11 protein-coding genes are annotated in these 11,454 nt (G+C 68.2%); 1 reads left to right on the plus strand and 10 read right to left on the minus strand.

Annotated elements, in window-relative coordinates; all coding sequences use genetic code 11:
* Positions 1 to 2: 2 nt before the first annotated feature.
* The 8 genes from AB4Z00_RS05090 to AB4Z00_RS05125 all read right to left on the minus strand — a co-directional run bounded on the left by AB4Z00_RS05090 (position 3) and on the right by AB4Z00_RS05125 (position 8,236).
* Positions 3 to 467 carry a DUF2141 domain-containing protein gene (locus tag AB4Z00_RS05090; RefSeq protein WP_442045464.1) on the minus strand — a complete coding sequence of 155 codons (465 nt, stop codon included), beginning with the start codon at positions 465 to 467 and terminating at the stop codon, positions 3 to 5.
* A 50-nt stretch (positions 468 to 517) separates the two neighbouring features.
* Positions 518 to 1,468: a hypothetical protein gene (locus AB4Z00_RS05095; RefSeq protein WP_442045179.1), complete on the minus strand. Its 951-nt coding sequence runs from the start codon at positions 1,466 to 1,468 to the stop codon at positions 518 to 520.
* 51 nt (positions 1,469 to 1,519) lie between these two features.
* Positions 1,520 to 2,683 carry a glycosyltransferase gene (locus tag AB4Z00_RS05100; protein WP_442045180.1) on the minus strand — a complete coding sequence of 388 codons (1,164 nt, stop codon included), beginning with the start codon at positions 2,681 to 2,683 and terminating at the stop codon, positions 1,520 to 1,522.
* A 59-nt stretch (positions 2,684 to 2,742) separates the two neighbouring features.
* Positions 2,743 to 3,489 (minus strand): DUF2334 domain-containing protein, encoded by a 747-nt coding sequence (locus AB4Z00_RS05105; RefSeq protein ID WP_442045181.1) that lies wholly within the window; start codon positions 3,487 to 3,489, stop codon positions 2,743 to 2,745.
* Positions 3,476 to 5,815 (minus strand): TonB-dependent receptor domain-containing protein, encoded by a 2,340-nt coding sequence (locus tag AB4Z00_RS05110; RefSeq protein ID WP_442045182.1) that lies wholly within the window; start codon positions 5,813 to 5,815, stop codon positions 3,476 to 3,478. Before AB4Z00_RS05110 ends, AB4Z00_RS05105 begins: the two co-directional genes overlap by 14 nt.
* A 49-nt stretch (positions 5,816 to 5,864) precedes the next feature.
* Positions 5,865 to 6,812 (minus strand): FecR family protein, encoded by a 948-nt coding sequence (locus tag AB4Z00_RS05115; RefSeq protein ID WP_442045183.1) that lies wholly within the window; start codon positions 6,810 to 6,812, stop codon positions 5,865 to 5,867.
* Positions 6,796 to 7,425: an RNA polymerase sigma factor gene (locus AB4Z00_RS05120; RefSeq protein WP_442045184.1), complete on the minus strand. Its 630-nt coding sequence runs from the start codon at positions 7,423 to 7,425 to the stop codon at positions 6,796 to 6,798. Before AB4Z00_RS05120 ends, AB4Z00_RS05115 begins: the two co-directional genes overlap by 17 nt.
* A gap of 88 nt (positions 7,426 to 7,513) precedes the next feature.
* Positions 7,514 to 8,236, minus strand: coding sequence for a hypothetical protein (locus AB4Z00_RS05125; RefSeq protein WP_442045185.1), 723 nt, complete (start codon positions 8,234 to 8,236; stop codon positions 7,514 to 7,516).
* A 158-nt stretch (positions 8,237 to 8,394) separates the two neighbouring features.
* Here AB4Z00_RS05125 and AB4Z00_RS05130 point away from each other — a divergent pair, with 158 nt between their 5' ends.
* Positions 8,395 to 9,402 carry an endonuclease/exonuclease/phosphatase family protein gene (locus AB4Z00_RS05130; RefSeq protein WP_442045186.1) on the plus strand — a complete coding sequence of 336 codons (1,008 nt, stop codon included), beginning with the start codon at positions 8,395 to 8,397 and terminating at the stop codon, positions 9,400 to 9,402.
* A gap of 7 nt (positions 9,403 to 9,409) precedes the next feature.
* Here the strand turns inward: AB4Z00_RS05130 and AB4Z00_RS05135 are convergent, their stop codons facing one another.
* The gene (locus AB4Z00_RS05135) at positions 9,410 to 10,780 is read right to left on the minus strand and encodes an ATP-binding protein (RefSeq protein WP_442045187.1); all 1,371 of its coding nucleotides are present in this window, start codon (positions 10,778 to 10,780) and stop codon (positions 9,410 to 9,412) included.
* Positions 10,780 to 11,454 (minus strand): response regulator transcription factor, encoded by a 675-nt coding sequence (locus tag AB4Z00_RS05140; RefSeq protein WP_442045188.1) that lies wholly within the window; start codon positions 11,452 to 11,454, stop codon positions 10,780 to 10,782. The genes AB4Z00_RS05135 and AB4Z00_RS05140 overlap by 1 nt, the downstream gene beginning before the upstream one ends.

Raw genomic sequence — 11,454 nt, forward strand, 5'->3', positions numbered from 1 at the left:
CTTTACCTGAGAGGCGCGACACCCAGGCCGCTGCGGTAGTTCATCACGATCGACAGCCGCGTCAGCCCGGGCCCTGCCGCGAAGGCGACCTTGGCGGCCTTGGGCTTGCTCCAGCCGAGCTTCGGGTTGGACGAGAAGCCGATGCCGTCCACCCTCCAGCCGAACTTGCGGTTGCCGTCGCGGTCGTGAAGCAGGGAAGCGGCATAGGTTCCCGGCCCCGGCAGGCGGATGCACAGTTCCACGGGACCGGCGCCGGGCACGGGAACTTCGACCCGGCGAAACACTTTGCCCGCTGCCAGCAGGAGGTTGTCATCCGCCAGGAAGTCCGTGTCGGTTGCGGGATAGACCTCCAGCTTCAGGTTCCCCTCGCGGTCTTTCAGCCCCGCGACGCTGACCAGCAGCGCCGGGCCGTGCTCGCCCGTTCGGCACTGCCCTTCCTTCTTCCCGAGATCCGGCGAGGACGGCATCGGCGCCGCGGCCGCGGTCAGTGCTGCCAGGATCACGGCGCCGCCCAACCTCACGGGCGGACCACCCGGCGCGCCAGGTCGTACAACACCAGTCCCAGCCCCAGCAGCAGATGGACCAGCAGGATCGCCGAGGCCATCATCGTCATGAGCGCCGCGATGTCCGTCTCGTGGCCAAGGGTGAAGACCGCGACCCCGGCGAAGACCACGTCCTTGTTCGGGATGAACGGCAGGCGGGAGATCAGCAGTCGCAGCGTGGCGAGCAGCAGCCACCAGGTCACCGGAACGCCCGGCAGGACCATGTGCCAGAGCACCGCCGAGAGGATCGTGGTCACGATGATGCGCAGCAGGTGCATCACGGTGATGAAGCCCAGCACCTCGGCCCCCAGTGAAAAAATCCGGCGCCGGAACGCCATCGCCAGGATCGAAGTGGCGAGCACCACGGAAAGCGAAAGCAGCCCGGTGCGGTTCTCCAGCCCGATGCTCGTGGACCCGACGAAGGGCCACAGCGCGACCAGCAGCACCAGCGTGACCCCGTTGCCGATCATCGCCGAGAGGATCGACACGTCCTTGATCGCCCCGAACGGCGCCGCCGTCATGGCGCTGCGCCGCCGTGCCCAAGTGTAGAAATAGGCCTCGCCAAGGTAGCCCAGCAGCAGTTCGTTGCAGACCAGCTTGCGCAGCAACGCGGCGAAACCCTCGACGGGAAGCTGCCAGAGCCGGCGATAGATCACCCATTCGCTCGCGGGGCCGGCCAGGTAGCTCACCGCGAAAACGAACCAGAACCCACCGTCGCGCGGCACCATGGCCAGGATCTTCGCCATGTCCATGCCGCGCAGTTCCAGGATCACGCCCAGCGCGATCAGGATCGAGAACAGCACCGGCACCAACGAGGTGCCGCGTTTCCAGGAAAAGGTGTCCTGGGCGCGCAGCGTGACGATCGGGCGCGGGGAACCGGGGTCGCCGGTCGGCGCCGCGGACAGGAGGGAGGCCGGCTGTGGCACTGGGTATTTCCTCAGGGATGAAGAGGGATGTGCGGGAGGCGCAAAGTGCGACTATCGGTGAGTGGGAACGCCCGTCAGCATGCGGATCTGCCGCGCCGAGACGATCGCCCGGCGCATCGCCGCGACATAGGCACCGGCGGCGGACTCCACGGTAAAGCGGGCTGCATACTGGCGCTGGGCGGGGTCGGGCCGGGGCAGGCGATCGGCCTGGGCAATCGCCCTTGCCAGCGCGTCGATGTCCCGCACCGGCACGAGAGTCGCCCGCGTGCCCTGCCCGGCAAGCAGGTCCATGCTGGAAGAGCAATCGGTCGCCACGATCTGCAGGCCAGCCGCGATCGCCTCCAGCACGGCCGCCGGAACACCTTCGTAATCGGAGGACAGGAGCAGGCAATCGGCGTCGCGGAGATAGGGGTCCGGGTCTGTGACATGGCCCGGAAAGTGAACCCGATCCTCGACGGCAAGACGGCGCGCGAGCGTTTGCAGGCGGGTCAGTTCCGGCCCGTCGCCCACGATCGTCAGCGCGTCTCCCGGCCGAAAACCGGCAGCAAAGGCGCGCAGCATGACTTCGAGGTTCTTTTGGGGAACGAGCCGCGACAGGGCCAGGAAACGGTAGCGATGGCGGCTCCTGCCAGGGCGCGGGATCGCGGCGAGGCCATCGAAGCGGTGCCGGGTCATGGCCGGATCGTGGATCGTCACCACCCGGTGCGCGCCCACGCCCAGCCGGTCGACGATCTCGTCATGCATCGGCTCGGCCAGGGCCACGAAGCGGTCGAAGACCATGCCCTGGGCGCGCAGCCAGCCGCGATAGAGCACGCGGTGCAGCGGCGACGTGTCGCGCCGCACCAGATCGTTGCTGATCTTGCAGACGATCGGCGGGCAGCGCTCACCCAGCAGCAGCGACATCGCGAAGCAGACCACCGCGTAAGTGTTTCCGGGGCAGAAGATCACGTCCACCCGTTCGCGGGAAAGGGCCAGAAGGAAGCACCAGATCATCCAGAGCGTCTCGAACCGCGCGGTGGGCACGCGGCTGGAACGGATCCGGTAGGCAAGGCTGGGCGAGGCCCGGCCGCGATCGAGTCCTTCGTCCCGTCCCAGCACGATCATCACCTGATGGCCGGTCTGCTGCCAGTGCTCAGCCAGGCCCAGTGCCACGCGCTCGACACCGCCGGGTTCGAAGCTGTGGATGGGTATTGCGATCCGAAGGGGCACTGTCATGCCCATGGGACTCCGCGCCCCGGCAAGACCCGCACCATCCCGGTGCGGTAAAACAGGATTTATTCGATGAGGTCGGCGTAGCGGCCGGGAACGTGGCGGCGGGAAAAGGCGCGGAGCGTGGCATCCACGCTTCCGACGATGGAGGGCTTGGTCACGTCCCCGGGATGGACCGCCAGCCGAAGGGTCTTCAGCGGCTGGAGCGCGGGCCGGGCCAGAGCGGCGAAGGCCAGCGAGGATGCCGTGCGCATCGTGCTGCGCGATGCCCAGGTCACCACCGGGCCTTTCGCCAGCGGCTTGTCCTCATGACCCGGCCGCCAGACGCGGAAGTGGTCCTCCGCCAGCGGGAACCCGCATTCCGCAAGCGCCTGCATGGCGCCGGGTCCATAAAGCCACGCCGGCGCGATGAAGCCCGCCGCGGGCCTGCCGATCACATCCTCGATCAGCGCCTTGCCGTCCGCCATCCGCTGCAGCGCATCGGCATGGGAGAGTCCCAGAAACTCCCCTTCGCCGGCCGTCATGTGGCGCGCCTTGAAGCCAGCAGCGCCCTGATGCCGCGAACTGTCGCGGTGGAACCAGCCATGGACGAACATCTCCACGCCTCGCTCCGCCCAGCCGCGCAGCCGCGCCTGGAACGCCGGTGCCTGCGCCAGCGGCGCGCGGCCCCAGTGGTCCGGCACGACCAGCATGGCATAGCGCGCCGGTCCCAGCCGCGCATCGATCAGGTCCGCCAGCCGGTCGACCTCGCTTTCGAAACAGGGCGCGACATCGTGGATGGAGACGAGCAGGCGTCTTTCAGAAACTGGCATCGATTCCGATCCTGATGGAGCGCGGACGCATCGGGGTCTGCTGCAGGCCGTCCGCAACGGTAAAGGGATTGCCGAAAGCAAACGTGTTGGCGCGGGTGTTCAGCACATTGTCGAGATCGAGCGACATGCCCCACTTGCCGAAGCCCAGGCGGGCGCCGGTGGAGACATCGTAGTAGCGCCCCTGCCCCAGCGCGAACGGCGCGCGGATGGCCAGCTTCGAATGGCCGACATAGCGCACGGCGGCGTCGACCGTCAGGCGAGCCCAGCCCATCTGCCGGTCGTACTTGCCGGCCAGCCGCCACCCCTCGTCGGCGATGTTGGGCAAGTCGCGGTCGGTGGCATCGGCGAAGTCGGGGGCCGGCTTCGAGAGGTCGCTGGAATTGAGGAAGCCGGCCGCTTCGAAAGAAAGGAAGTCGCGGGGGTGCCAGGCCAGCGAGAATGCCAGGTTGCGGACCCGGCCGGAGCCGATGTTGGCGATATAGGGCAGCCCGTCCAGACCCACGAGGTCTGCCTGAACGTCGCGCCACTGCGCGAGCGACGCCGCGATGCTGCCCGACAGGCGCGATCCCTCGTCCATGCCGAACCGCAGCCCCCCTTCGAGCGTGCTGATGCGGTCCGCACCGAAACGCTCGGCCGACTGCGAGTTCGAGGAGCCGGATACCTGAAGCCCGCCGGGCCGATAGCCCTGCTGGAAACGCCCGTAAACGAGCAGGCCCGGCCGCGCCGTCCACGAAAGCGCCGCGGACGGCAGGAAACGTCTCTGGGTCCGCGCCGGCTCATAGTCCTCCGAGGCCATCTGCCCGGTGAACTGGCTGGTCTGGCGCACATAACTCAGCCGCCCGCCCACCGTCAGCACCAGATCGCGCATCACCGGCACGCCTGCCTCTCCGAACGCGGCAAGGTCGAGCGTGGTATTCGAAAGGCTGGTCAGCAGATCGGGCGCGCCGGGGGTGCCCAGCCTGCGCGCCACGCGGTCGTCGTTGTGCACCAGGCTCACGCCGCCAAGCCAGGTGCCGGAACCGCCCCATTCCCCGGAGAGCCGGGTCTCGTGGGAGAGCAGGCGCACCTTGATCTCCTCAGTGAATTCGGCCGGACTGCCGGCGCCGGAGCGTGTGGCATCGAACGTGGAATCGATCGAGTGATCGGCATATCCGGTCGAGGACAGGAACTGGAGACCGCCCCAGTCGCGCCGCAGCGTCACGTCGGTCAGGCGGTAGTCGTTGTCGAACGGCTGGGCGATGGCGGAGCGGCGGATCAGGTCGGGTTCTCCGCGCAGGGTATATTGCCCATCGCGCGAGCCTATGTCCTGGCTCAGCGCCGAGAGATCGACCGTCCAGGCCTGGTCCGGCTGCCAGCGCAAGGCTGCCCGGAAGCCCGAGGTCTTGTTGCGGTTGATGTCCTTCAGGCCCCGCTCGGCGTCGTCGATGTAGCCGCCCTCGATACTCTGGTAGACCACGGCCCTGAGCGCGAGCTGGCCTTCCACGAGCGGCAGGTTGACGGTGGCCACGGCATCCCCGCCCGGGGCGCCGTCCTGCGTCGCGCGCAGCCCGCCCGATAGATTGACCCGCCAAGCTTTCGGATCGGGGGCATTGGGCACGATGCGGATGATCCCGCCCAGCGTGCCCGCGCCGTAGAGCGTGCCCTGCGGCCCTTCCAGCACTTCCACCTGCGCGACGTCGTACAGCGCAAGATCGGGGTCGGGCGCGCTGTAGATCAGGCGCGTCTCGCCGAGGTACTGGCTGATCGTGGCCTGGCTGGAGCCATTGAAACTGCTGTCGGCAATGCCGCGGATGAACACCTTGTTGCGCCCCGGCCCGAGGTTGGTCGAGGACAGCTGCGGCAACTTGCCGAGGATGAAACCGGTGCCCTCCCCGCCCGCGCGCGCCAGTTCGCTACGCTCCGGCTGAACCACCGAGATGCTCGCCGGGTAGGACAGCAGGCCAAGACGCTGCTTGGTCGCGGTGACGACGATGTCGGGACCGGAACCTTCCAGCGGAGGCGTTGGGCGCGAAGGCGAACGCAGAGGCGGCGAAGATGCCGCGCCAGACCGGCGCGGCCGAACCGGCGCCTGTTTCACCAACCGCACGGTCCGCGCATTCACGAAGACGAATCCGTAGCCGCTGCCTTCCAGCACCCGGCGCAGCGCCTCGGACACCTCGTAGCGTCCCCTGACCCCGCGCGTGGGCAAGGCATCGAGCCGCGGATCGCCAATCGCGATCGAGATCCCGGCCTGCTCCGACAGCGCGATCAGCGCGTCGGACAACCGTCCCGATGGAACCGCAAAGGCCTGTACGGCGCGCGTCTGGGCATAGACCGGCACAGGCACCGGGGCAGCAAGGGCCGCCGCAGCTGCAAGACAGGTTCCCCCAAAGCCATCAACGCGAAATCGACCAACCATCGGCAGTTGCCGTCACCTTCACGTCCAGCAGGGTTTCCATGCGCTTTTGCAGGGCCGCATCGCCCCCATCAAGCTGAATGACACCGGAAAAACGACGATCCGCAAGCTCGGGACCGATCTCTATCGACATGCCCCTGGCCCGCGTGATGTCCGCCGCCACGTCCACCAGCGAGACATCGCGGTAGACCAGCCGTCCCCGCGTCCAGCCGCCGATCTCCCCGACCGGCTTCGCGCCTTCGACGATACGCCCGCCCGCCGCCTCCAGCGTGTCCCCGGCATTGAGGCGGAGCCGGGTCATGCCGTCCTCGAACCGCACCGCGCCTTCCGCCACTTCGACGCGCAGCGCGCCCTTGCCGCTGCGCACGTTGAACAAGGTTCCCACGTCGACGATGCGCTGCTCGCCCACCGTCAGCGTGAAGGGACGCGCGGCGTCATGATGCACCGTGAACTGCGCCTCCCCGGTCTTGAGCTGGGCCACGCGCGGGTCGGACTTGTCGAGCACGATCTCGGTGGCGCCGTTGAGCACGATCCTTGTGCCGTCAGACAGCGCGAATGTCCGCGTCTCGCCCGGTGCGGTCTGCACGGTATAGGCGCTTCCAAGGCTGCCGATCACCGCCCAGCTGCCGAGCGCCGCGAAAGCCACGGAGGCGGCCACGGCCGGCCACATCCAGCGGCGCGGACGATGCACTTCGAAGACTTCCGCCAGAGATTCTGTTTCCGCTTCCGCGGGCTCCACGCGCGCAATTGCCACCGCGGGTTCGAGCGCCAGATCGGCATCGCAGACAGCTTCGTAGATGTCGTTGTGGCGGGGATCGCGTTCGAGCCAGCTGGTGAACCCGTCCCAGTCCGCGTCCGAACCGTCGTTCAGCTTCAGATGCCAGGCGATCGCTTCCTCGCGCATGGTGTTCTCAGCGAGCCCTTGCATCGGTGCCTCCTGTCTGGCCTGCCACGTCCGCATCCAGCCGGCTGCGTATTTCGAGCACTGCACTGTATGCCCTCTGGAGATGTTTTTCGACCGCGCTGAGGCTTATGCCCAGATCCCGGGCGATCAGCTTCTGGGAAACGCCTTCGATCCGGTACTGCCGGAAGACATGGGCGGTCCGCTCGGGCAGTTGGCCGAGCCGCGCCTCTACCCGCGCCAGATGGTCGCGCGCCAGCAGCGTCGTTTCGGGGTCGGGCGCCAGATCGGGCATTTCCGTCTCAGCGCCGGCCGATCCCGACCCCGTTCCCGCCCCCGTTCTTGCCCCCATTCTCGCTGGCGCATCCAGCCAGTCCGCATCGCGCGCCTGCTGCCGCGCTTCGGTGCGGCGGCGGGTGTGCGCCATGTTGTTCAGCATCTGGTAGAGATAGGCCCTGGGCGAGCGAACCGGGCCGGTCGCGCTGGTCTCCACGCGCAGGAACAGGTCCTGCAGAAGGTCTTCGGCATCCGCCTCGCTCAAGCGCCGCGCCAGCAGGAAGCGGCGCAGTTCGGGGCGGAGTGCCAGGCATAGCTGGCGCAAACCCGCATCGGCGGGCACTTCCTGGCCCTGGGACGTCATCGCTCGTCCTCCCTCCGCAAATGCAGTCTCCCTTCCCAGTTGGATCGGATCATTACGAGATCGCGCCGATGGAGTCATGGTTTTCTCCTCAGAACGACGAATTGAAAGTGAGGCCGGCTTCGCTGGCGTGGCGCATCGTTCCGCCGCTGCAAGTGCCGAGGCACGCCGCGCGGCTGCCTTCGCGGACTTCCAGCATCATCCAGGATCGCGCCGACCGGGCGGAAACGCCAACCGCAAGCTGCACGGCCGCGCGCAAGCCGCTGGCGGCGGCAGCCTCGCCATTACCCAGGCGCGTCACGTCCAGGTGCATGCGGCGCCGGCCCCAGCCGCCCTGCCGGTACCATCCGGTAGAGATGGCCAGCCGCTCGCCGTGATCCCAGGTCACGTGCGCGTCGGCATAAGCAGCCCTGGACCTGGCCGCAAAGGCGACGGCCGAAAGCGCGCGCCGACTGGCCTTGCCCATATCGGCCCGCAGCCGGATCGCATCGCCGCCGCCCAGCGCATGCCAGGCCTCCATGCCGGCCTGCGCTCCATGGAAATGGCGCGCAGCGGCGCAGCACGCGTCTTCGCCGAGCCGGGGCGAGCGCAGCGACAGAAAGTCGAAACTCCAGCCCGCATTGCCCTTGTCCATGGAGAAGTCGATCACTTTTGCCCGGTCGACGGCCGCGCGGTCCTGCGCGGTCCAGTGGACCTGGCCGGGCAGCAGCGACACGGCATTGGCGCCCTGCACCTTGATCGCCCGCGTCTCGGCCCCCAGCGGCGCCGCCGCTGCCAGCACGCAGATAAAACTCAGGGTTCTGGTTCCGCGCATCCGCGCCGCTTCCCTCTGTTGCCGTCCGGGCAAAGGCCGGGACAGCCATGGGACTCCGCCGATCGAAAGGAACCGCACATGCATTTTCCCTGCACTTTCGCCATGCGGGTGACGCGGGCCCGCGGCGTCTATTGCAGGAACCTGTGGGAGTATCTCGCGTGAAGCGCCTGCGCTTGTTGACCCTTGCTGCCCTGGCCGGGATGGCGGCCCTGAACCTGCCGCTCGCATCGCCTGCCGCCGTGTCCGAAGTGCCCGGCGACGCCCGGCCGCTTCCCGAAAACGAACTTTCGGTCATGACCTACAACGTCAAGGGCTTGCCCTTCCCCGCCGCCTATGGCCGCGCCGACAAGCTGGAGGAGATCGGCAAGCGCCTTGGCGAACTGCGCAGCGCCGGGCGCCAACCCCATGTCGTGCTGCTGCAGGAGGCGTTCATCCCCGAAGCCAAGGCCATAGCCCGGGGCGCGGGCTATACCCATGTCGCCATCGGGCCGCAGATCGCCGATGTAAGTTCGCAAGTCTCCGACACCGACTTTGCCGGGCACGCCTCGTGGTTCAGGGGAGAAGGGATCGGCAAGTGGGTGGACAGCGGACTGGTGATCCTGTCCGACTACCCCATCGTCCAGACCCGCAAGATGGCCTTCCCCGCCGATCTCTGCGCCGGGTTCGACTGCCTTGCCGCCAAGGGCGTGCTGCTCGCCTGGGTGAAAGTGCCCGGGCGCGACGACCCGATCGCCATTGCCGACACTCACCTCAACTCGCGCAAGGCCTCGGGCGTGGGCGTCGCGCGGGCGAATGCGGCCTATCTCGGGCAGGTTGCCGCCCTGCGCGGCTTCATCCGCGACAATGTCCCTTCCAGCACCGACCTGATCTTCGGCGGAGACTTCAACACCGGGCATGACAAGGCACGGATCGCAGCCCAGACCGCCGCCGGCGGTATCGTCGGGGGCGGCAGCGAGGCGACCCTGGCAGCCGCTACGCACCGCCTGCCGGGCATGACCCTGCCGGACCGCGCCGCGATCCTCGGCCGCGCCAAGGACAAGCAATACTTCCGCGCCGGTGCCAACGGCCGCCTGACGCTGCGCGCCTTCGACGTCCCCTTCGGCCTCGGCAATGGCGGGAGCGGGCTTTCAGACCATCTCGGCTACGTGGCCGACTACGCGCTCTGAGGCGGGCTCAGGATTTCCGCGGAAGCCGCAGTTCCACGGCGAAGCCCGGTACGTCGAGGATCGACACGGAGCCGCCATGCGCCTCCGCGATCGCCTTGACCATGCTGAGGCCAAGGCCATGCCCGGCCGTGGAACGCGCCTGCTCGCCGCGCGCAAAGCGGTTGAACAGTCGCTCCCGATCCGCCTGCGAGGCTCCCGGCCCATCGTCCCCGACGACCACCGAGACGCCGCCTGCCGTGGGGCGCGCGTAAAGCTCCACCGTCGTACCCGGCGGGGTGTGACTGAGGCCATTGTCCAGCAGATTGGCCACGACCTGGCTCAGAAGCCGGTGATCGCCCTGCACCGACAAGTCCGGCGCGATCCAACATTGCAGGATGTGCCCGCTGTCCTCGAAATCGGGCCTGTAGCTCTCCGCCATCTTTTCCAGCAGCGCCGTGAGGTCCAGCCGCTGGCGGGGCAGTCGCTCGTTCATGCCCTCGATCTCGGCGATGCGCAGCAAGGCGGCGAATATCTCCAGAAGTTCCGCCGCCTGGGCACGCGCGCTGTCGAGGCGCTCCGCACGCAGGGCCTCGTCCTGCTCCCCGGCGGCCTGGTCCAGGCTGCCGCAGAGCCGCGTCAGCGGGGTGCGCAAGTCATGCGCGACGTCGCTGGAGACCTGCCGCAGGCTCTCCATCAGTCCCTCGATACGGTCGAGCATGGCATTGAGCGTGCCGGCCAGCCGGTCGAACTCGCTTCCCGATCCATCGCGCGGGACGCGGCGCGTGAAGTCTCCGCCGATGATCGCCTGCGCCGTCGCGTCGATACGGCTGAGGCGGCGCTGCGTCAGCCAGCCGATGATGCTGGCCGCCAGCGCGCCGACCACGAGCATTGCCGCCAGCGCCCCGGCAAAGAGGATCGCCAGCGTCCGGTCGATCTCGTCCAGCCCCGAACGGTCGGCTGCGACCACCAGCGTGCCGCCCGCGACTTTCGTGGTGAGCGCCTGCGCGGTGGCGACCTCGTCCTGCCCCGGCTTGCGATAGTGGAAGAACTCCTCGAAGCCCGGCTTGGCAGGAACGTCAGCCTGGAGGCTCCCGGCCAGGCGGCTGCCCGTCTGGTCGACCAGCAGGTATTCCAGGCTCGCCGTGGACCGCGAAGCCTCGCGGCGGGTGATGGCGCCGGCGATTGCGGGCAGTCCATGGCGATGGGCCTCGGCCAGCAATCCCGCCGTTTCCGCCGCGATGCGGTGATCGAGCTGCTGCTCCAGCGCCTCGTGCGTCACTTCATAGGATATTGCGCCGATCGCCAGGATGGCCGCCGCGAAGACGATGCCGACGATGGCCACCAGCCCGGTCGTGGTTCGCCAGAGCCGGCGCAGCAATAGTCTGGGCTTGCGCAGCATCAGCCGCCCCGCATCATGTAGCCCGCGCCGCGCACGGTCTCGATCGCATCGCCGTCGAACCCGGCGTTGAGCTTGGAGCGCAGACGGCTCATGTGCGTCTCGACGATATTGGTCTTCGGATCGAAGTCGAAGTCCCACACCCGTTCGAGCAGCATCGTTCGCGTCATCACCCGGCGCGGGTTGCGCATCAGTTCGGCCAGCAGCGTGAACTCGCGCGGCTGCAGGGTCACGCGCCGCCCCCCGCGCTCCACCGTCCGGCGGTCGAGGTCGAGCACGATCTCGCCCACGATCAGCCGGTTCGCATCGACGCGCACTTGCGGGCGGCGGCCCAGGGCATTGATGCGCGCGCTCAACTCGGAAAAGGCGAAGGGCTTCACGAGGTAGTCGTCGGCCCCGGCTTCCAGACCGTCCACCCGGTCCGCGATCCCGCCGAGCGCGGTCAGCATCAGCACCGGCGTGCCGTTTCCGGCGGCCCGCAGCGCCTTGAGCAGGGACAGCCCGTCCAGCCCCGGCAGCATGCGATCGACGACGATGACATCGAACGCGCCGTCAGTCGCGTGGAACAGGCCGTCAGCGCCATCGCGCGCACAAGCCACGATATGTCCCGCCTCTTCCAGGCCCTTGGCGATGAAGCGCCGTGTCTCTTCGTCATCTTCGACGATCAGGATTCGCAT

It is taken from the genome of Novosphingobium sp. YAF33 (assembly GCF_052113265.1).
Lineage (GTDB): Bacteria > Pseudomonadota > Alphaproteobacteria > Sphingomonadales > Sphingomonadaceae > Novosphingobium.